General features: G+C 58.8%; 19 protein-coding genes. 10 read left to right on the forward strand and 9 right to left on the reverse strand.

Translation table 11 applies throughout. The features are described from left to right. Together BMY49_RS17275 and BMY49_RS14325 are read left to right on the forward strand one after the other, a co-directional pair. A partial coding sequence (locus BMY49_RS17275) for a transposase (RefSeq protein WP_208596209.1) occupies positions 1 to 139 on the forward strand: 139 nt, incomplete at its 5' end. Positions 140 to 837: 698 nt separating this feature from the next. After that, entirely contained in the window at positions 838 to 2,982 is a 2,145-nt protein-coding gene (locus tag BMY49_RS14325) for a TonB-dependent siderophore receptor (protein WP_244154979.1), read from the forward strand. An 83-nt stretch (positions 2,983 to 3,065) separates the two neighbouring features. Here the strand turns inward: BMY49_RS14325 and BMY49_RS14330 are convergent, their stop codons facing one another. Beyond that, on the reverse strand, positions 3,066 to 3,962 hold the full coding sequence (locus BMY49_RS14330) for a sucrase ferredoxin (RefSeq protein WP_054641470.1): 897 nt from the start codon (positions 3,960 to 3,962) through the stop codon (positions 3,066 to 3,068). After that, positions 3,959 to 4,780 carry an ABC transporter ATP-binding protein gene (locus tag BMY49_RS14335; protein ID WP_062375403.1) on the reverse strand — a complete coding sequence of 274 codons (822 nt, stop codon included), beginning with the start codon at positions 4,778 to 4,780 and terminating at the stop codon, positions 3,959 to 3,961. The genes BMY49_RS14330 and BMY49_RS14335 overlap by 4 nt, the downstream gene beginning before the upstream one ends. Before the next feature lie 280 nt (positions 4,781 to 5,060). On the opposite strand from BMY49_RS14335, the gene BMY49_RS14340 reads away from it, so the two are divergent. Continuing rightward, positions 5,061 to 7,187, forward strand: a complete 2,127-nt coding sequence (locus BMY49_RS14340; RefSeq protein WP_371827833.1) for a TonB-dependent receptor — start codon at positions 5,061 to 5,063, stop codon at positions 7,185 to 7,187. 3 nt (positions 7,188 to 7,190) lie between these two features. Here the strand turns inward: BMY49_RS14340 and BMY49_RS14345 are convergent, their stop codons facing one another. From BMY49_RS14345 to sstT, 7 genes are all read right to left on the reverse strand, one after another. Next, on the reverse strand, positions 7,191 to 8,222 hold the full coding sequence (locus tag BMY49_RS14345) for a FecCD family ABC transporter permease (RefSeq protein ID WP_062375406.1): 1,032 nt from the start codon (positions 8,220 to 8,222) through the stop codon (positions 7,191 to 7,193). Beyond that, positions 8,219 to 9,223, reverse strand: a complete 1,005-nt coding sequence (locus tag BMY49_RS14350; RefSeq protein WP_054641471.1) for a FecCD family ABC transporter permease — start codon at positions 9,221 to 9,223, stop codon at positions 8,219 to 8,221. The genes BMY49_RS14345 and BMY49_RS14350 overlap by 4 nt, the downstream gene beginning before the upstream one ends. Further along, positions 9,217 to 10,206 (reverse strand): ABC transporter substrate-binding protein, encoded by a 990-nt coding sequence (locus BMY49_RS14355; RefSeq protein WP_089675892.1) that lies wholly within the window; start codon positions 10,204 to 10,206, stop codon positions 9,217 to 9,219. Before BMY49_RS14355 ends, BMY49_RS14350 begins: the two co-directional genes overlap by 7 nt. Before the next feature lie 68 nt (positions 10,207 to 10,274). Continuing rightward, complete coding sequence (locus tag BMY49_RS14360; RefSeq protein WP_062362171.1) at positions 10,275 to 10,610, reverse strand: AzlD domain-containing protein; 336 nt, start codon at positions 10,608 to 10,610, stop codon at positions 10,275 to 10,277. After that, positions 10,607 to 11,347: an AzlC family ABC transporter permease gene (locus BMY49_RS14365; RefSeq protein ID WP_062362169.1), complete on the reverse strand. Its 741-nt coding sequence runs from the start codon at positions 11,345 to 11,347 to the stop codon at positions 10,607 to 10,609. Before BMY49_RS14365 ends, BMY49_RS14360 begins: the two co-directional genes overlap by 4 nt. Beyond that, positions 11,344 to 11,874 (reverse strand): helix-turn-helix domain-containing protein, encoded by a 531-nt coding sequence (locus tag BMY49_RS14370; RefSeq protein WP_089675893.1) that lies wholly within the window; start codon positions 11,872 to 11,874, stop codon positions 11,344 to 11,346. The genes BMY49_RS14365 and BMY49_RS14370 overlap by 4 nt, the downstream gene beginning before the upstream one ends. Before the next feature lie 79 nt (positions 11,875 to 11,953). After that, entirely contained in the window at positions 11,954 to 13,171 is a 1,218-nt protein-coding gene (sstT, locus tag BMY49_RS14375; protein ID WP_089675894.1) for a serine/threonine transporter SstT, read from the reverse strand. Between the two features lie 231 nt (positions 13,172 to 13,402). Between sstT and BMY49_RS14380 the strand changes: the two genes are divergently transcribed. The 7 genes from BMY49_RS14380 to BMY49_RS14410 all read left to right on the forward strand — a co-directional run. Beyond that, positions 13,403 to 13,732 carry a hypothetical protein gene (locus BMY49_RS14380; protein ID WP_089675895.1) on the forward strand — a complete coding sequence of 110 codons (330 nt, stop codon included), beginning with the start codon at positions 13,403 to 13,405 and terminating at the stop codon, positions 13,730 to 13,732. Positions 13,733 to 14,073: 341 nt separating this feature from the next. After that, positions 14,074 to 15,717, forward strand: a complete 1,644-nt coding sequence (locus BMY49_RS14385) for an SLC13 family permease (RefSeq protein ID WP_089675896.1) — start codon at positions 14,074 to 14,076, stop codon at positions 15,715 to 15,717. A gap of 109 nt (positions 15,718 to 15,826) precedes the next feature. Beyond that, a complete protein-coding gene (locus tag BMY49_RS14390; RefSeq protein WP_089675897.1) occupies positions 15,827 to 16,975 on the forward strand; it encodes an exonuclease SbcCD subunit D in 1,149 nt (382 codons plus the stop codon). Then, positions 16,972 to 20,037: an AAA family ATPase gene (locus BMY49_RS14395; RefSeq protein ID WP_089675898.1), complete on the forward strand. Its 3,066-nt coding sequence runs from the start codon at positions 16,972 to 16,974 to the stop codon at positions 20,035 to 20,037. Before BMY49_RS14390 ends, BMY49_RS14395 begins: the two co-directional genes overlap by 4 nt. 109 nt (positions 20,038 to 20,146) lie before the next feature. Continuing rightward, positions 20,147 to 20,875 (forward strand): tellurite resistance TerB family protein, encoded by a 729-nt coding sequence (locus tag BMY49_RS14400; RefSeq protein WP_044629516.1) that lies wholly within the window; start codon positions 20,147 to 20,149, stop codon positions 20,873 to 20,875. Beyond that, positions 20,875 to 21,189, forward strand: coding sequence for a phosphatidylglycerophosphatase A family protein (locus BMY49_RS14405; protein WP_089675899.1), 315 nt, complete (start codon positions 20,875 to 20,877; stop codon positions 21,187 to 21,189). Before BMY49_RS14400 ends, BMY49_RS14405 begins: the two co-directional genes overlap by 1 nt. A gap of 55 nt (positions 21,190 to 21,244) precedes the next feature. After that, the coding region (locus BMY49_RS14410; RefSeq protein ID WP_208596196.1) for a transposase at positions 21,245 to 21,479 on the forward strand (235 nt) is incomplete at its 3' end.

The raw sequence follows: 21,479 nt of genomic DNA on the forward strand, positions 1-21,479 counted from the left end.
CGGCACCTTGCGCTTGAAGCTGATCAAGGTTGGCGCAGTCATCATCCGCAACACCCGCCGAATACGGGTGTTGATGAGTGATAGCTATCCACACAAGAACGATCTCTCAGCACTGGTTCAGCGCTTGGTGCCCCAGTAGATAATCGGGCTCCCCCGGCCCGATACCAATGGGGGAAAGGGGGAGTTGTGCCTGAATGCCGGAAACTGGCTAAATAATCGCCAACTTCGACCATGACCACTCGGATCTGGCACTACCAGGCTTGGTCTGCGAAGGTTGTTGGAGCACTATGAGAAATCCGGGTTAGGGGGCTTCCTTTAGCCAATGCGTGCTTAGTGTACACAGTACATTTATGGTTATCAATTATCGACCCTATATTTTGCCGTGGCTGGCAGTGATTTGGTTGCCAGCTGGTTGTCATGCGGTTGCCATTTGGCTGCTCACAGGGTGAAAACCATGTGAGTAATGTAAACCATGGAAAGCTTAACTCATTGAAAAAACTTTGTTTCCGCATTGCAGGCGCGATCCCAAAGTTTGTTTGGTTGCACTCATAATCCCTTGGTCGTAGGTTCAAGTCCTACTGGGCCCACCATTTCTAAGTCTCTCCCCCTAGATTGCCTTCTTCTTAAGCCCCTGACCAACGTCAGTAAACGGCTCCTTTGCCATATTCGCAGTTTCTCAAAACCTCATTTGTCTCTATTGGTTCTTCCACCGATCCTCCTTCGAACACCCCGTTCCTCCCCAACCTCTTGCCCCACCAGAGTGATTGTGGTTGTGAATAAAAATCCGTATCATTCGTCTTACTATAACGAACTCCTCATACCCGTTGAGACTCACTCATGCTCCGTAAAACCATGCCGTTTTCCGTCGCGCCGTTGCCTGCTGCCGTTCGCCGTTCACTGGTGGTGTCGCTCGGTGGAATGCTGTGCGCTGCGCCGATGGCCGCACTGGCTCAAGAAGACACCATTAACACTGGCACCACCGTGGTCACCGCGACCGCGTTGAAGGTAGACACCCCCGAGGTAGAAACGCCTCGCGCGATCTCTACCGTGAGCGCGGAAGAGCTGGAAACCCGTGGCGTTAATAAGTACGACGAAACGTTCCAGTATCGTTCCGGCGTTGTTTCCCAGCCTTACGGCGAGGACAACAACACGGATTGGTTCTTCTTACGTGGCTTCAGCGCGGAAAGTGCGACCTACCAAGATGGCCTGCGTTTATTCCGCACCGGCGGCTACTTCTGGTGGATGAATGAGACGTTTGGCGTTGAGCGGGTGGATTTACTGAAAGGCCCGGCCTCTATTTTGTACGGTGAAGCGCCTCCCGGCGGTGTGATTAACGCCATCAGCAAGCGCCCGACCAGCGAACCACAGGGCACGTTGGAAATTGAGGCGGGCAACCAGCAGCATCGCCAGGTGGGCATTGATGTCTCTGGCCCGGTGGCCGAGCGTGACGATATGCGTTACCGCATGGTCGGGCTTTATCGCGATGGGGAAGGGGAACTTAACGGTAGCGAGAAGGAGCGCTACTACTTTGCGCCTAGCCTGGAAATGGATGTCAGCGACGATACTACGGTCACTTTCCTTGCCAGCGTGCAGAAAGATGAGGGCGTGCCCACTACCGGTTTCTTCCCGGCACTGGGTACGCTGAACGACTCTCCGTTTGGCCAAATCGACCCCGAGACCAACCTGGGCCAGCCGGATTACGACCGTCTGGATCAGCGCCAAGTAGGCATTGGTTACGAGCTTGAGCACCAGATCAACGATACGTGGGAGTTCCAGCAGAACGCTCGCTATACGCATTTAGATCTTGAGCTGCGTAATGTTTATCCCAACTCGTTTGTTACCCCGCCGCGCAGTATTTCCCGTGGCGTGATTGATCGCGCCGGCGAGTACGATGCGTTCAATATCGATAACCGCTTGATTGCACGCACCTACACCGACAACACGGAAAACACCTTGCTGGTGGGCGCGGGCTATCAAGAGTTGAACCTGAACTACACCAACCGCGATAGCTTCCGTACCTTGGGCGATGGCTCTACGTTCTTCGCCAACGTGGATACCGTAGACCTCTATAACCCGGATTACGCCGCCTTTACCGCGCCGGATACCGGCGACCCCACCCAGCATGATGTGGACCGCCGCCAGTTCGGTATTTACGTGCAAGACCAGCTGCGCGTGGCAGATAAGTGGGTGTTCCTCGCGGGTGCACGCTACGACAGCGTGGATAGCAGCGACGACTTCAGTGATGTCACCGGTAGCAGCAGCCAGGGCTACGATGACGAGCAGCTATCACTTACAGCCGGGGCCATGTACCTGGGCGATAACGGCATTTCACCTTACCTTAGCTACAGCGAGTCGTTTACACCTGTCGCGGGTATCGGGCCGAATGGTGCTAGCTATGAGCCGCTGGAAGGTAGCCAGCTAGAAGCCGGTGTGAAAATTGCCCCGTTTAATGTAGATGGCTACGTGACCGTTGCCGTATTCGACGTGGAGGAGGACAACACGCTGATTTCCACTAGCGCGCCGGTACAGGAGCAGGCTGGTGAGCGTCGCTCCCAGGGTGTGGAGATCGAAGGCGTGGGCTACCTCACCGATGACCTACAGCTCACGGCGGCGTACACCTATACCGATGCGCGCTACGATATCAGCGATTCCCAGCAGGATGAGCGCGTGCCGCTGGTGCCTTTCCATATGGCGTCAGCGTGGCTGGATTACGATATGAGCAGCAGCTTGCCTGGACTTTCCGTTGGGGCGGGCGTGCGTTATATCGGTGAAACGTCTCCGAGCCCTGGCAGCGGTATTAACCGCGATGTGCCTTCCACCACGCTTTACGATGCCATGGCCAGCTACGATATTAACGACAGCTGGACCGCGCAGGTGAACGTGAACAACATCACTGATGAAGAGTACGTGAGCGGCTGCGATTTCTACTGCTATTACGGTGCTTCTCGCAGTGTGATCGGCAGCGTGAAGTACCGCTGGTAATTGATCATTGGCACTCAATCTTAACCCACAACGCCCGGCTTTAAGCCGGGCGTTGTTGTTCGTCGTTGTTGTTCGTCTATGTACTACCCATTCACCATCGCGTGCCATACGGTGCATTCGGTGGGGCCTTGCGCTAGGTCAGCACAGGTATCCACACGCCTTAGAGTAGTGGCTTGGCAGTGCACGGTCAGTTCACCTTGCCACTGGTCGAGCCGCCACTGAAAGCGTATCTCTCGCGCTTGGTCGTCGCCGTGATCGCTGATCAGAGCCAACGTGGGTTGTCTTGCCTCCGTGCTGAGCTGCGTCAACGCAGCGATTTCAGCACTCTGCTGTGCGGGAGTGAGCTGTGAGCTGCCGCGGTATCCGGGCAAAAAGCGCTGTTGGCGGGCTTCGGCCTGTAAGAAGGACAGCGCTTGTTCTGGCGTAATACGCCCATATTTGCGCACGTTTGGCAGCACGATCACGCTGGCGGCGAGTCGGCAGCCGCCGAGGTGGCTGCTCTCCCATACCTCGAACGGCAGCGGGTGCTCAGCTACCGTGCTGGCTAGCGCTTTGAACGTTTTATAACCGTACTTCGCGCAGCACTTATCTTTGGTGCCGTGGGTACAGCAAAGAACCAAATCATTGCGCATCGCTGGCTGCTCCCACTGGCTAAGGCGGGTGCCACTTTGAAAGGCGCTGAAGAACGCCTCTAACTCCCATCGTGCCACGCGAAAGCGGCGCCTCTCCGGCATCAGAAAGAGCTGATGCTGGTACTTTTCCATGCCCGGCTGTTGGATCAGGTTGATGCGCAGGCCATCGTCAGCCAGCGTATCTAGCGTTTGCTTTAATGAATCGCTCATATCGCTGGCGTGGCGTAGTTTGCGCTGCCACTTCGCGCGCGGCCAGCTAAGCAGTAAGTTGCGCTCGGCATGAGCGGCGCTACCGGCCAGCGGGTCGTGCTGTTCACGGCTTAAATCCGCGCAGAAGGTGTGGTTCATAGGGCTGCCTGTAACGTCGCCGAGGTGAAGGGCACGCACACTGGGCTGCCGCTAGCGGGGTCGCGCAGAATGTGAGCATCCAAGTCGAAGACGCGCTTTAGGTTGGCCGCGGTGAACACATCGCTTGGCGTGCCGCTGATGACGATTTGCCCGTCGCGCATCATGACTAGGTGGTCGGCGTAAGCGGCGGCGAGATTCAAGTCGTGCAGTACCAGCAGCAGCGTGCGGCCATGGTCGTGGGCCAGCCGAGATAGCAGCGCCAACAGCTCTACCTGCACCTTCAAGTCTAAAAAGGTGGTGGGTTCATCCAGCAAAATCAAATCGGTCTGCTGGGCGAGCACCATCGCGATCCAGCAGCGCTGGCGCTGGCCGCCAGAGAGCGCTTCCACATCTCGGTCGGCAAACTCGGTCACGTGCATATAGGCCATGGCTTCGGCGATGGCGTTGGCATCCTGCTGTGGATCTTTTTTCCAAAACCCTTGGTGGGGGAAGCGCCCCATCCCCACCAGCTGTTTTACGCTCAACCCCTCGGGGGCGATGGGGCCTTGCGGCAAAATGCCTAGCCGCTGGGCGACCTCCCGGGTGTTGCTGCGATGAATGTCCTTGCCATCGAGATAGACATGCCCGCCGCTAGGCGTCAGCGTTCGCGCCAGGGTTTTTAGCAGGGTCGATTTACCGCTGCCATTGGGCCCCAGAAGCACCGTGAGTTGGCCTTCCGCTACAGCAATATCCACCCCTTGCAAAATGCGCTTAGCGTCGTAGCCAGCGTGCAGGGCGTCAGCGGTGAGTCGTGATGCAGGGTGGGAATAGGCGGGCATAAGGTAGGCTCAGGCAAGCTCAGTCACAGAATTAGGGCAGTCAGCACCCTAAGGCAAAATATTCTCATTTTCAATGTTGTTCTTGTGGCTGCCTGTTCTGTGTCATTGCGGACGTTCGAACGGTGCGTCCGCAACGGTAGACCTGCCTGTTTCTTTGTGCATAATATAATCATTATTATTTAGATCCGCGTTAGCATTTCAGCGGCCGCTAAAGTGATAATTCACCAAGGGTTCATTCGTACGACGTTACACACAACGCAAGGGAGCAGACATGCAAACGATGAAACACGCCGCTTTCTGGCCAACGGTCACCTTGGCAGGATTAGTGGCAGCCACTCAGGCCAATGCCCAGCAAGAGGCAACTGACGTGGGGCAGGCGCTCAACGAGTCATCACCCACCATGGTCGTGACGGCGACGCGTAGCCGTAGTGAAGAGGGGAAAACGCCGCAGCGAGTGACGGTGATTACCCGTGAGCAGATCGAACAGCAGCTCGCCATCACCGACGACCCTGGCCAGGTCTTGAGCAACTTGATTCCCTCCTTTTCACCTAGCCGTCAGAAGCTGTCCAACGCCGGAGAGACGCTGCGCGGGCGCGATGCGCTGTTCCTGATCGATGGTGTGCCTCAGTCCAATCCGCTGCGCGATAGCTCTCGTGACAGTTACACCATCGACCTCTCCATGGTCGAGCGGATTGAAGTGATTCACGGGGCCAGCGCCGAGCATGGTTTGGGAGCCACCGGCGGTTTGATCAACTTCGTCACCCGTCGGGCCGAAGGGGGCGGTATTAGCCAAAGCGCGGGCATTAGCGTCACCATTGACGACGACCTGCACTCGGAAGGCTTGGGCAACAAGCTCAACTATCGCATTAGCGGCCAGCAGGGCGACTGGGATTTTGTAGCCGCGGCTACTCGCCAAGAGCGGGGCGTGTTTTACGATGGCGGCGACCGTCGCGTGGGCATTGCCTACCCCGGCGAGCTGCAAAACTCGGAAAGTTACGACCTGTTCGGCAAGTTAGGCTACTGGATCGACGACAATCAGAATATCGAGCTGTCGCTCAATCATTTTGATTTGGAAGAGGGCGACGACTACGTGCCCGTGGTGGGCGACCGCGATGCGGGCATCCCGACCAGCGCCGAGCGGGGCACACCCGACGGCGCGCCAGGCTTCAATGAAGTCACCACCGCCCGCTTGGCGTACTCCCACGCGGATTGGTACGGCAACGCGGTCGATGCCCAGGTGTATCGCCAGCGCTTCCGAGCGCGCTTTGCCACCACGCCGTTCTTCCCTTACCTGGATGGCAACGGCAATACCCAGTTCGACCAAACCCGTAACGAATCGGATAAACAGGGCGCCAAGTTCACCCTAAACCGCCAGGGCATGCTGGATGACCGGCTCGGCGTGACGGTGGGGTTAGACATCCTCGAGGATGAAACCCGCCAAATGCTGGTAGAGACCGGGCGCACCTACGTGCCGGAAAGCCGCTACAGCAACATTGCGCCGTTCTTACAGGGGCAGTTCAAAATCGCCGACCCGCTCACGCTGCATGCCGGCGTTCGCCATGAGCACGCCGATCTTGAGGTGGATGCCTACGAGACGATTGACCGTAGCAACGTCACTCAAGATAACGTCGCGGTAGGAGGCGGCAACCCCAGTTTCGATGAAACGCTTTATAACGTGGGTTTGACGTACCAGGCCACGGAGTGGGCACAGCTGTATGCCAGCTACTCGGAAGGTTTTGGCATGCCGGACGTGGGTCGCGTGCTGCGGGGCATCGGCGAACCGGGGCAGGATGTGGATACGCTGCTTCAACTGCAGCCCATCGTGACCGATAACCAGGAAATTGGCGCGCGCTTTGACTGGGAGCGATACGGCCTGGAAGTCAGCTACTACGAATCGAACTCTGACTTTGGCCAGCGCTTGGCCGAACAGAACGGTACGTGGGTGGGCAGCCGGGAGAAAACCGAAATCCAAGGGGTGGAAGTGACCGGCAACATGCAGATCAATGACTACCATGACCTGTCGCTCTCCTACGCCCATACCCAAGGCAAGTCAGACCAAGACGGCGATGGCAGCGTGGACACCAAGCTTACCGGGATCAATATTGCGCCCGATACGCTCAAGCTGGGCTGGAGCGCCGTATGGAACGACCGTCTCTCGACCCGCCTACAGGGCCGCTATTACTTCGACCGCAGCGTCGATAACCCGGCGCTCGACTTCGATGGCTACGGTTTGGTGGATGCCTCGCTGGCCTACCAGCTCCCTACGGGGCAGCTATCGCTGGGTATCGAGAACCTGACCGACGAAGACTACCTCACCTATTACTCTCAAGCCGCTCGCATCAGCGATGAGTACTACTTCACCGGTCGTGGGCGCACGTTCACGGTGGGGTATCAGCTGGATTTTTAAGGCTTAACGCTGGCGCGCCCGATACAAGAGATAAACAAAAAAGGGCGCGCCAATGCCCGCAACGAAAATACCGGCAGGCAGGTCGTTAGGCAAAAAGGCGACGCGGCCGAGTAGGTCGGCATAAAGCACGAGTAATGCACCGACCAGTGCGGATGCAGGCAGTAGCCGCGCTAAATGTCGGCCCACCCATCGCGCCGCTAGGTGCGGTGCCATGAGGCCCACAAAGCTGAGCCCTCCCGCCACGGCCACCGCAGCACCGGCCAGCACCACGCTACAGGCAAGTAGCACGATTCGGCTGCGCAGTAACGGTACGCCTAACCCTTGGGCTACGCTGTCGCCAAGCGCCATTGTATCGGCGTGGCGCGTTAGCAGAAAACTCACCGGCGTCGCTAACAGTAGCCACGGCAGCAGGCTGGACACATCGGCCCATTGGGCGGCGTATAAGCTGCCGGTCAGCCAGGTATAGGCGCTCATGGCGGTGGAGTCGTCACTCATCACGATCAGTAGCGTAGTGCCCGCGCCCATGGCGGCGGCTAGGCCAATGCCCACTAGCACCAAGCGCGCAGGGCTAATACCACGCTGCCATGCCAAGCTGACCACAAGCAGAGCGGCGAATAAGGCTCCGAGCATGGCCGCCACCGGTAGCCAGCCGATGCTAACGTGCGAACTGAGCAACGCGATAAAGAGAACGGCGGCTAGCGCCGCGCCGCTGGTAATGCCAATAACATCCGGCGAGGCAAGCGGGTTACGCACGATGCTTTGCAGAATGGCGCCTGCCATTGCCAGCGCCGCCCCTACCAGGATCGCCAGCACAATACGCGGTAGCCTAAGCTGCCAAATAATGAACGTCAGCTCGCTATCCGCTGGGTTAATAAGGGAATGCCCGACTTGCAGTGGTGGAGTAGGAAAACTTCCCAAGCAAAGCGACAGAGCCGCGCTTAGCACAAGCCCCACACTCAATAGCAGCAGCGTGAGACGAAAACGTGTGCCAAGCGCGTTGCTGGCGTCAGAAGGAGAGAGCGCTGCGAGTGTCATTGGCGAGCCATGTTGCGTCGTGCGAGGTAAATAAAGAAAGGCGTACCAATGAGCGCTGTCATGACGCCGACCGGCACTTCCTGTGGAGGAATTAAAAACCGCGATGCCGTATCGGCCAGCAGAAGCAAGCAAGCGCCCAAAACGGCACAGCCAGGAAGCATCCAGCGATGGTCAATGCCAAAGAGGCGGCGAGCCATGTGGGGCACGATTAGCCCGACAAACCCAATCATGCCCGCCAGGGCTACTGAGCTGCCTGCCAATACAATCACCACGAGCCCCAGAAGCAGTTTGATGCTGCCCGCGCGCATGCCTAGGCTTGTCACCATGTCATCACCTAATAACAGCGCATTGGCGTGACGTACCAAGAGGGCGCTAAGCACTATGGCACCACCAAACAGCGGTAGCAGCGGCAGTACTAGGTCAAGGTCGCGTCCCGCCACAGAACCCGCTAGCCAATAAAGCACGCTTTCAAAGCTCTGCTGGTCGACCACCAGGAGCCCCTGGCTGAAGGAGACAAACATCGCGGTCACCGCGACCCCTGCCAGCACCACCCGCAGCGGCGAGTTCTCGCCATAGCGCCCGCGACTTAGCAACGCCACTAAACTTGCTGCCACTAGCGCGCCGAGTAGGGCGGCACCCACATAATGGGCAGGCGTATGCAGCGGCAGTAGCGCTACCGCTACCACGACGAAAAACATCGCCCCGGCGTTAATGCCTAAAATACCCGGCGAGGCGAGCGGGTTGCGAGTCATGGTCTGCATCAGTGCGCCCGCTACGGCCAAGCTAGCACCCACGAGCGCCGCCACCACGGCGCGTGGCAGGCGCTCGGTATATAGAATGATATGCGCCACATTAGCGGGATCGTAAGCGGTTAGCATACGCCACAGTGCCGACCACTCTAGCGGGGTGGTGCCGAGCATGACGCTGCCGATAAACGCCAGTAGCGTCATGGCAGCGCCTGCTAGCAACCCTAACCACTTAGCGGAGCTGCTGTTCAGCATGAGGGCGGCTCCTGAATGCATAAAGCGCAGTGTGGCAAGTGGCCATCGGTGGCCGGGGTGAGCTGATAGTAGCGGTAAAGGTCATCCAGCATGGCGTTGGCCGCCAAAATACCGCCGCCCATCATCCAACTAACGGGGTCTGCCTCAAATACTTGGCCGCGCTGCACAGCCGTTAGCTGTTGCCACAAAGGGTGAGAAGCCCAGTGTTGGTAGTTGGCCGCAATGGCTGGGTCATCTGGCTCCAGCAGCACAAAGATGACATCAGCCTCAAGCACCGGAATGTTCTCCGTGCTGGCAAGCTTCATCCCCCAGTCTTGAGAGGCCAGCGTCTCGGGTTGTTCAAAGCCCAGCTCATCTAGAATCGAACCGGCAAACCCGCTGGTATAGATCCGCACATGATCGCTTTTAAAGCGCACGACGGCGACTTTTTGCGGCCATTGGCCCCCTAGCTGATCAGCGATCTGCTGGCGAAAGTCCGCCACGCGGGTTTCCCAGCGCTGCAGCAGCGCTTGGGCTTGCTGTTCGCGCTCGCTGGCCTCGGCCACCAGCGCTAACGTCGTTTTGAAATCATAGACGGTGTTGGCGTAAACGCTGGTCGCCATGGCGCTTAACAGCGGGGCGACGCGTTCGTGCCGAAAGTGACTGGCGATAATGGCATCCGGGTTCAGCCAAGCCACTTTCTCAAGGTTCGGCTGGGTTTCCAGCCCCACGTGCTCAACATTGGTAAGCGCATCGCGTAAATAGCGGTAGGTGGGCTTTTCCAGCCAAGCGTCAACCACGCCAACGGGGGTAATTCCGAGAGCTACGGCACTGTCCGTGGCTCCTTGGTAGAGCGTTACTAGGCGTGGTTGGTCACATTGAGTAGGTAAATCAGCAGTGGTGGCTACTTCATTGGCTATAGCAAAGAAAGGCAGCAGGGTGGAGCAAAAAATAAGCAACACCCGCCACCCTGTGCGGCTGCCATAAGCGTCTGCTGTCTGCATACGTGCCCTTCGGTGTCACGGAGAAAGGCGAAATCATGGCATGTTGTAAAAGCTAATGCAAAGCATTATCAAATAAGGGCTGCCACTACCTCCACCGCCCCAAATACTCCCACCCCGGCGGCCACCGGCCAGCCCAGTGAGCGCAGGCGACGCCACACCAACAGCGTAACGCTCAGGCCAATCGCGGTGGCCAACCAAGAGACAGGGCTGGGGTTGACGGGCACTATCGAGACGCCCAACACGGCGGCAATCATCATGGGGCCCAGAATCACCAGCCATTGGGGCATGGCGTTCATTCCCGCTGCGCTACCAAGACGGCGCTGCATCCATAAAAAGGGCACCACTCGCATCAGCAGCGTGCCGAGTGCGCAGATAATGACGGCGATCCACATGGCGCTGCTCATGGGCGGCTCCTCCGTGGTTGGAACGTGACCGTATAGAAGCACAGCGCGCCGCAGGCGGCTGCGAGAGGAATGGCCACGTTGCTCCATCCGGCCAAGTTCAACCCTAGCGCGGCAAGAATGGTACACAGCATGGCGGCAGCCCAGCGCTTGTCGGTAAAGCGCGGTGCCACCATGGTGAGAAACAGCGCGGGGAGGGCGAAGGGCATAATCTCACCCAGTAGCGGCCAGCGGGCGGTGACCGCCTCGCCGCCGGTCGCACCCACCGCCGTGCCGATAATCCACACTCCCCACGCCAGCAGCGAGGCGCCTACAAACCAGCTAAACCGTTTTACTTCCGGTAGCTGGGGGAGCCGTGTGAGCGCCAAAGCAAAGACTTGATCGGTCAGGCCGTGCATCAGCCAAGGCCAGTGGCGGCTTCGGGGCAGCAGCGCGGCCAAATTGGGGCCGTACACCACGTGGCGCACGTTGATGAGTAGCGTCATGGCCACCACCAGCCATAGCGGCGCACCAGCGGCAATCATGCCCACGAACAGAAACTGCGAGGCACCCGCGTAGATCAGCGCTGAAATGGCGGCCGCTTCCCAAGTGGTAAAACCGGCCTGGGTCGCGACCAAACCAAACGAGAGCGCGACCGGAATATAGCCGCCTAACAACGGAATTGCTTCACGCACGCCCTGTAAGGCAGAGCGCAGCGGTGAGTGGTTGGCGTGCACCGTGTGATCGGCTGGCTGGCTCATGGTGGGGTCCCTTCTTGGCCGTAGGTGACGGTGAGTAGCAGGGTGGCTTCATCGGTGTGCGTACGGTACAGGTGCGGCTGGTCGGCCTGAAAGGTGATGCTTTCGCCAGGGGTGAGCGTGGTGGTCGCACCCTCTGGGCCTACTTCTAACCATCCGCTAATGAGCGTCAGCGTTTCCCGCGTGCCCAGGGTATGGGCCTCGGCGTGGCGCAGCGTATTGGGCGCGCAGCGCATCCAGTAGGCATCCACCTGTGGCACGCCCTTACCCTGGTCGATCAACTGTACCTGCACGCCATCCTCGCCGAGCGGCACGCTAATCGGTGCAACTAGGGTGCCAAACGGAACGTTGAGTTGGACGGCCAGCCGCCAGATCGTGTCGAGCGTCGGGTTGCCATTGCCTTGCTCTAAGCGGCATAGGTTGGATTTCGCGATGCCCGCCGCGTTGGCAAGTTGCGAGAGCGATAAATCCTGCGCTTTACGAAGGGCTTGGAGGTGTTGGCCTAGCGTAACAAGAGAGTGCTCGTTCATGGACGTCCTTGCTGTTCCTTTTATAGAACGTTCTATATAAGGAACAGCGATCTGTCAATCGACGAGCCACAAAGGAGCGTTAATCAGGCTTACGCGCTCGACAGGCGGCGGCGGTAAACAGCACATCGGTGGAGGAGTTGAGCGCCGTTTCGGTAGAGTCTTGCACCACGCTAATCACAAAGCCAATGGCGACGGCCTGCATGGCCACTTCGGTCGGAATGCCGAACAGGCTGGCGGCCATGGGAATCAGCATCAACGAACCGCCCGCCACGCCAGACACACCGCAGGCCGCCAGAGCCGATACGATGCAGAGCAGCAGCGCGGAGGGGAAATCCACGCTAATTCCCAGGGTGTGCGTAGTCGCCAGCGTAATCACGGTAATGGTGATCGCCGCCCCGCACATATTGATGGTGGCACCTAACGGAATGGAGATCGCGTAGGTGTCGGCATCCAGGTCCAAGCGGCGGCAAAGCTCCAGGTTGACCGGAATGTTGGCCGCCGAGCTGCGAGTGAAAAACGCCGTAATGGCGCTGCCCCGTAGGCAGGTAAACACCAGCGGGTAAGGATTTTGGCGGGTAGCCAAGTAGACCAATAGCGGGTTACTTACTAGCGCGACGAACAGCATACAGCCAACGATCACCCCCAATAGCTGGGCGTAGTTAAGCAGTGCCTGCACGCCAGACTCCGCCAGCGTACCGGCCACCAAGCCGAAAATACCCAGTGGGGCTAAGCGAATTACCAGCGTGACAATACGCGTAATGGCGGCGGATAAGTCGCTCAGCGCTTGGCGAGTCGTGTCGCTGGCCTGGCGAAGTGTCAACCCCAAGCCAATGGCCCAGGCCAGAATGGCGATGAAATTGGCGTCCATCAGAGCCGTCACAGGGTTCGCCACCGCGTTGAGCAGTAAGTCACGCAGCACGGTAAAAATATCGCTCGGCGGGTTGCCGTCGACTTGTCCCGTATCCAAGGCCAGCTCCGTGGGAAGTGCGAAGCTTGCGGCTACGGCAATCAACGCGGCAATCAGCGTACCTGCGACGTAGAGTAAGAGCACCGAGCGAATATGTGTCGGCTGGCCCGCCTGATGGGCGGCAATGGCCGCCGCCACCAGCACGAAGACCAAAATAGGCGCCACGGCCTGCAGCGCGGCAATGAAAAGCTGCCCGAGAAGGGCTACATCGCTGGCTATGTCGGGTACGAGTAGGGCCAACAGCACCCCAGCGACAATACCGATGACGATTTGAGGAATAAGCCCCAGCCGTAACAAGGGTCGAAAAACGGTGGTAGCGGTGGCAATCATTGCGTGACTCTCAGGTAGTAAAAGGGGGAAGCGATGCGGCGGTAAGCGCCACCGCGCCTGAAAGGGGCAGCATTCTATCAGTTGAGGGCTTCTCTGGGGTGGGTGTGCCACAAATCGGCACTCGCTGTCACAGAAATGAGCGCCAGACTATACTTCGCTTGCTGCGGGGCATCATCGCAGCGTGGCTTTAGTGCTACTTCCCGCCTATTCCAAAAGAAGAAGGAACGTTGCATGCGTATGAAGGTGTTTTTCGCGGCACTATTGATGCTGTGTAGCTCGTCGCTGGTCATGGCGGCCGACTACTACGTCGATATCACCAACCGTACTGGCTACACCATTTACTATATGTACGTGAGCCCGGAGGATTCGAAAAGTTGGGAGGAGGACGTGCTGGGCAGCGACGTGTTGATGAATGGGGATACCCAGCGCGTGACGCTAACGGGGTATAAAAGTCCCTTATTCGATATTCGCTTGGTCGACGAGGACGATGACAGCTATACCTTCTGGAACGTCGATGTTTCTACCCGGGATATCGTGGTAACGCTGGATAATCTGGACTAATAACGGGCAAGCGGCTTGCAACCCATTGGGAAGCAAGCCGTTTTGCTATCAGCATGTTCTGCGTGCTTATTGCGCTACAGATTAAGCACTGGAATCACTGAAAACAAAGCCAAGCAAACTCATCTACGAAGACTAATCGACAACAATTATTTCGACTAAAGTGGTTAGACTTTGGTTGTAATTGCCGCCAATTTACTGGACTAATGGCCTATTGCAGTGAATAAAGGGCACCCTAAAAGCCAGCGGCGCTGGCGAAAAATGCCATAGGGACAGCTAAGTCCTGAGCCCTTTCGTTCACCCTGACTGCGAGCGGTACTTCCATAATGCGCAGAACTGCCACGATGACGCTGTGGGATCAGCTTTGGCACTCCCATGACCAAGTTAAAAATCTCCTGATGTGTGCGTTGCCGACCTCAAGTGCTGGAGGCTCCTCATCCCGAAGTGACTCCCATAAGACCCAGGGCAGCGGCGGCCATTCGCCTCGTCCGCCCGCGTATAGTACGGCACAGAAAATCGGCTTGGTGCTGGGCCCTTTGCTGTTTGCTTTGGTCGTGATGTTTTTCCACCCCGCCGACTTGAGCTTCGAAGGGCGCATGGTGCTGGCAACTACTTTATGGGTGGCGGTGTGGTGGATTACCGAGGCCATTCCTATCCCGGTGACGTCACTGCTGCCGATTATCCTGTTACCGATTACCGGAGCGCTGGAGAGTGGCGCTGTAACGGCGGCGTACGGTAACCCGATTATTTTCCTGTTCCTGGGCGGCTTTATGATCGCCTTGGCAATGGAGAAGTGGGATCTGCACAAGCGCATCGCGCTGTCGATTATCTCCTTGCTAGGCACCAGCATTAACAGCATCGTGTTTGGCTTTATGGCGGCCACGGGCTTCTTATCCATGTGGGTATCCAATACCGCTGCCGTTATGATGATGCTGCCCATTGGCACCGCCATTGTCTACCAGGTGACCCAGGAGCTGAACAAAACCGAAGGAGATCACAGCGACGAGATTGATAAGTTCAGTAAGTCGCTGATTTTTGGCGTGGGCTACGGGGGCACCATAGGCGGTTTGGGCACGCTCATTGGCACGCCGCCGAACATTATCCTGGCGGCGATCGTGAACGAGCTGTTCGGTGTCGAGATTTCCTTCGCGGGCTGGCTGATGTTTGCCTTCCCGGTGGTAGTGACGCTGCTGGTGATTGGCTGGGTGATGCTCACACGCTTTATTTATCCGATTAAATTCGCCAAGCTGCCGGGCGGCCGGGCGCTGATCCGCAAAGAGAAAGAAGCTCTGGGCAAGATCTCCTTCGAAGAGAAGGCGGTACTCGGTGTGTTCCTGTTCGCCGCGTTTTTCTGGATTACCCGCTCGTTCCTATGGCAGGGGCAGATCCTGACGATCCCCGGCATTAACGACACCATGATTGCGATTACCGCTGCCGTGGCGCTGTTTCTCATTCCTTCTCCCAACAAAGGCGGCTGCCTGCTGGGGTGGGATGTGGCCAAAGACGTACCGTGGGGCATCTTACTGCTGTTCGGCGGTGGCTTGGCGATTGCGGCGGGCTTTGGCTCGTCGGGTCTGGCTTCCTGGATTGGCGGCCAAATGAGCGTGCTGGAAGGCGTCAACTTCCTGCTGGTGATTCTGCTGGCGGCCGGCATGGTACTGTTCCTGACCGAAATCACCTCCAACACAGCCACGGCCACCATGATCCTGCCGGTATTGGCGTCGCTGGCGCTGGCGCTCGATATTCATCCGTTCGTGCTGATGGTGCCAGCGGCCATGGCGGCCAACTGCGCCTTTATGTTGCCAGTGGGCACGCCGCCCAACGCGATTATCTTCGCCACGGGTAAAATCAAAATCATCGAGATGGTGCGCAACGGTTTCTGGCTCAATATCATTGCTATGCTGTTGATCGTGGCCGCGGTCTACTTCCTGCTGCCGATGCTGTGGGGCGTGGATATCACCACCTACCCGGATGCGTTTAGAGACTAACCCGCGACGTGTTCCGCATTAATCGCCCCGCCTCGTGCGGGGCTTTTTCATGGGTGTAACGCAGGCGCGGTTGCTATGATGACCGCACACTTTTTTCATCGAGCCTGTCATGCGATTACTTCACACCGCCGATTGGCATTTGGGGCGGCTATTCCATAACCTCTCCCTGCTGGAAGACCAGCGCCATGTGTTGCAGCAGCTGCTGGAGATCATCGACCGCGAGCAGGTGGATGCGGTGCTGGTCGCGGGCGATATTTACGACCGCTCGGTGCCACCCGCTGCGGCGGTCACGCTGCTGGATGAGATCTTAGGCGAGCTGTGCGAGAAGCGCGGCCTGCCGGTCGTGATGATTTCCGGTAACCACGATGGCGCTGAGCGGCTGGGGTTTGGCGCCCGCCACCTGCGCCAGGCCGGGTTGCATATTCTCACCGACCTAGCCACCTGCGACCAGCCGGTCACGCTTACGATTGGCGATGACACGGTGGATGTGTTCGGCATCCCCTACGCGGACCCAGAGTACGTGCGCAGCGCGTTTGGCGTGGACGTACGCGACTTCGATAGCGCCCACCGCTACCTGCTGGAGCGCATTGAGGAACAGCGCCAGCCGGGCCGCCCGACGCTACTGGTGAGCCACTGCTTTGTCGATGGCGGCACCGCCAGCGACTCCGAGCGCCCGCTCACCCTAGGCGGTGCCGAAAGCGTGGCGTGGGAACCCATGCAGAGTTTCGACTACGTGGCGTTGGGCCACCTTCACGGCCCCCAGATTCGCGGTGGGGAGCACATTCGCTATAGCGGCTCGCTGCTGAAGTACAGCTTTTCCGAAGCCACCCAGCGCAAAGGCGTCACCCTTGTTGAGGTGGGCAGCGAAGGTGTCACTCAAATAGCCCACCATCCGCTGCTGCCCCGCCGGGACGTGCGCGTGCTGGAAGGTGAGCTGGCTCAGCTGCTGGCCCAAGGGGCCGCTGACCCCCACGCCGATGACTATCTGCTGGTGCGCCTCACCGACCGCCACGCCATTCTCGACCCCATAGGCAAACTGCGGGCGGTGTACCCCAACGTGCTGCACCTGGAAAAGCCCGGCATGCTGGAAGCAAAAGGCCGCCAACAGCTAGACCGCGAGCGGCTCGCGTTCAGCGCGCTGGATATGTTCAGCGACTTCTTCACTCAAACCAGCGGCGAACCAATGAGCGACGAGCAGGCCCACGCTATGAGCGAGCTGATCACCACCCTCAGCCGTGAGCAGGAGGGCCAAGCATGACGCCGTTGAGCCTCACCATGCAGGCCTTTGGCCCCTTTGCGGGTAGCGAGACCATCGACTTCACCGCGCTGGGTAGAAGCCCGCTGTTTCTGATCAATGGCCCCACCGGGGCGGGTAAAAGCTCGATCCTCGATGCGATGTGTTTTGCCTTATACGGCCAAACCACCGGCAACGAGCGCGATGCTGGCCAAATGCGCTGCGATCAGGCGCCCGCGACCCTGCTGACCGACGTGACGCTGACATTCCGTCTGCGGGATGTCACCTATCGGGTGCGCCGAGTCCCGCAGCAGGAGCGTCCCAAAGCCAGCGGCGAAGGCACGACCACGCAAGCGGCGGAGGCTCAGCTATGGCGACTCACTCCAGAAGGCGAGGAGGACGAGTGCCTAGTGGCGCGTAAGGTCACCGACGCCACGGCGGAGCTGCAAGCGCTAATAGGCCTAGACGCCAATCAGTTTCGTCAGGTGATGGTGCTCCCCCAGGGTAAGTTCCGCGAACTGCTGCTGGCAGGCTCCAAAGAGCGCGAAGTCATTTTTTCCCAGCTGTTTCAAACCCAGGTGTTCCAGCGTATTGAAGAGCGCCTGCGCACTCAGGCTAATCAAATCGAGCGGGCGGTGAGCGATCATCGCCAGCATATCAATGGCATTCTTGCCGGGGGGGAGCTTGAGAGCGAAGCCGCGTTGGCGCAAGAGCTGGAAGCGCTGGTGCCACAGGTAGGCCAAGCGCGGGAAGGCTTTGAAACCGCGCAGCGAAAGCGCCGACTTGCCGAACAGCAGCGCGATGAGGCCCTGGCGCTACAGCGCCAATTTGAAGCGCGGGACGCGCTGGCAGCCGATAAAGCCCGTCATCTTGAGCAGCGCGCTGAGGTAGACAATAGCCAAGCGCGGTTAGCGCAGAGTACCCATGCCCAGGCGCTGCGCCCCCAGAAAGCCGCTCTAGACCAAGCGCAGCAGGCGTTGGCTACCGCCCACGATGAGCAGCGCCAAGCAAACGCCGCGTTAATCACGCGGCACTCTCACGCTGAACAGGCACAGCAGGCGCTAGAGACGGCACGCCAGCAGCAGGCGGAGCTCCCCGTAATGAGGGAGCGGCACCGCCAGCTGGGCGAGTTTATCCAGAAAAGCCAGCAGCTCAGTGAACTGCAGGAGCACTTTCAAACAGCTCAGGCCGTTTGGCAACAGGCCGATGAGGCGCTTAAGCGCGATGAGCAGCAGCTAGATGGCATTCGCCAGCAAGGCGAAGCCATCGGCGTTCACCTGGAACGCTTGCAGAGTGAGTTTCAGCAACTGGCGAGCGCCCCCGCTGAGCTAACCCGCCATCACCACCTGCTAGCCCTGCGCCAAGAGCTGGATGAACTCACCCAGCGGCACCAGGCATTAACCACGCAACAGCTGCAGGCTAAAAACGCGCTCAGCCACCAGCAAGGCGAGACCAAGCGTGCCGAACGCTACGCCACTGAGCAGGAGATGCGCTGGCACCAGGGCCAGGCCGCGCTGTTAGCGCTGACCCTTGAGCAGGATGCCCCCTGCCCGGTGTGTGGTAGCCTGGAACATCCCGCCCCAGCGATAAATCGCGCCGAGTTGGTCACCCAGGCACAGGTGGAAGAGGCCAGAGCGGCGCAAGAACAGGCCCGTCAAGCGCTACAACGGGCAGAGCGCCATCACCATCAGCTCACCCAACAGATCGATAGCCACGCAGAGCAGGCCCAGCGACTGAATCAGCAGTTAGGGGAGTGGGTGAGTCAACCGCTGTCTGCTTTGCAAAATGCCTATGAAGACCTGCGCCGCCAGGTGCAGCGCCGAGAGCGGGTTGAGGCCGAGATTCGCCAACAGACCGAAGCCCGGGACGCGCTGCGACGCGAGTGGGGCACGCTGGATAAACAGCTAAAAGCCCAGCGGCCTGAGGTGGAAAAGGCGAAAGAGCACGCGCTTCGCTTAGAGAGTCAGCGCGACCAGCTGAGCCAATCGCTGCCGGAAGACGCCCGTTATCCCGAAGCAATGCGCCAAACCCTGGCCGAGCTGGAGCAGCACATCGCCCAGCTTGAAAAAGCCTGGGAGAGCGCCCAGCAAGCGCTTTCGACTAGCCAGACCCAACTGGCGCGGGCGGAAGAGCAGTTACGCGGAGCGAACGAGCGGGTCGAGCGTAGCGAGCAGTCGCTTCAGCAGGCTCACGCCGAGTGGCAGTCCGCGCTGCAGGCTAGCCCCTTTGCTGATGAGGCGGAATATCAGGCTGCCCAACTGAATGATGCCCAGCGGCACGAGCTAACGCATCGGGTGGAGGCGTATCAACGCCGCTTGGCCGAGCTTGAGGGCGCGCTAGAGAATTACCAAACTCAGCTGGCGGAAAAAACGCCGCCGGATCTTGCCGCACTGACTGCCCAGGCTGAAAGTGCACAGGCTCAAGAAAACAGCCAGCTAGAGTCTTGGCGGCAACTGGATGGGCGATTAACCACGCTGCAAAACATTCACCAAAAGCTGACGGCTGCCCACGCCTCCCAGGCGGAGCTGGAAGCCCAATACCAGCTGTGGGGCACGCTGAGCGACGTCGCCAATGGCCGCACCGGTCACCGCATCAGCCTGCAGCGCTTCGTGCTGGGCGTGCTGCTGGACGATGTGCTGATCCAAGCCTCCGAACGTTTGGTGCGAATGAGCCGCGGGCGTTATCAGCTCGTGCGCCGGGAAGATCCTTCCAAAGGCAATAAAGCCTCAGGGCTCGAACTCGACGTGGCCGATACTTACACTGGCAAGAACCGTCCGGTGGCCACGCTCTCTGGAGGGGAGTCGTTTATGGCGGCGCTGTCGCTGGCGCTGGGGCTTTCCGATGTGGTGCAGGCCTACGCGGGCGGTATTCAGTTGGATACGCTATTCATAGATGAAGGCTTTGGCAGCCTGGACCAAGACGCCCTGGACCAAGCCATTGCCATGCTGAGCGAGCTGCAAATGAGTGGCCGCATGATTGGGATTATTTCCCACGTCAGCGAACTCAAAGAGCAGATGCCGGTTCGTATTGAGGTGAGCGCTAGCCGTCATGGCAGTTCGGTCGAGGTGAAAGGGGCGCTGAGCTAAGCGCTAGCGCAAGGTTAATTCATGCTGCATTCATGTAGCATACGCTATAACAAGGGTTAAACGACCCGCGTTCGACCCGTCGAATGAATGTCTATTGAGGAGTGCGAGGATGAATGCAAGCAAAATTCTGCAGCAGCTGATGAGCCAGGCCAGTGGTAGCAAAGGCAGCAGCGGCGGCATGGATGTCAAAGGCGTGATTGATGGGCTCTCCCGCCATTTAGGCGGTAATAGCAGCCAAGGTACGCGTCAAAGCAGCGGTTCCAGCGGTTTTGATGTGAAAAGCCTGCTGGGCGGCGGTGCCCTGGGCATGCTGGTGGGTTCAAAACGTGGCCGCAGCATGGGCGGTAAAGCGTTGAAATATGGCGCGATTGCGGGTGTAGGCATGCTGGCGTGGAAAGCGTGGCAAAGCTCTCAGGAAAAGAAAGGAGCGGCGACCCAATCCTCATCAGAAGGCGAGCGTGTCGAGGTGTTAAGCGGCGAGGTTCAAGAGCGCCGCAGCCTGGAACTGCTGCAGGCCATGATCATGGCCGCACGGGCGGATGGTCATATCGATGAGCAGGAGCAGGCGCTAATCACCGATCAGATTGATGCCTTAGGCGCGGATCAGGAGATGCACCGCTGGGTGGAACAGCAGCTAAAAGCGCCGCTGGATGCTCAGGCTCTCGCCCGTGAAGCGGATTCCCCCCAGGCGGCCCGCGAGATGTACCTGATCAGCGTGGCAGTGATTGACGACCAAAACCCCATGGAGCGGGCTTGGCTGGATCAACTCGCCAGCGCGCTAAACCTAACGCCAGAAATGGCGGCGGAGCTTGAACGTCAGGCACAGCAGGCTGGCTAATGCTCGATACGTTTAATTTTTGGCTAGCTACCGGCTTTGGGCTGGGGCTAGCGCCCGTTGCGCCAGGCACTTTTGGTTCATTGATTGGCTTGCCACTGGCGTGGTGGCTCTTGGGCCGCTCAACCGGGCAGCAGGCGGTCATCATCGCGCTGATGCTGGTGGCCGCGGTGCCGGTCTGTCATATCGCTGCGTGGCATTATGATGGCCTGGACCATGGCAGCATCGTTGCCGATGAGTACGTCGCTTTTCCGCTCGCGGTGCTAGCCCGGATTTCTCATGAAGAAGGTAGCATGAGGAAGGAAGAAGCGGCTTAAAGTGTTAGAATTCAAGTTCCTACACAAAAACCCACACTAAAAGCCGCTATCCAAAATGGTACCTCAAAAACTGACCTTCTCGCCACTCTCCCGCCGCCAGATTGAAGCCGATTTCTCCGGAGGCCATATCACCTCGGATGCCGGTGTGTTGTTACTGCGCGAAGTCGATAAACAACACCGGCTAACCCAGCGACTGGCCGAGACGCTGACCGACCAGCGGGATGCCCGCATGATTCGTCATGGGCTCAACACCATGATCCGGCAGCGCGTCTACGGCGTGGCCAGCGGCT

Origin of the sequence: Vreelandella aquamarina (assembly GCF_900110265.1) — a bacterium.
Classification (GTDB): Bacteria; Pseudomonadota; Gammaproteobacteria; order Pseudomonadales; family Halomonadaceae; genus Vreelandella; species Vreelandella aquamarina.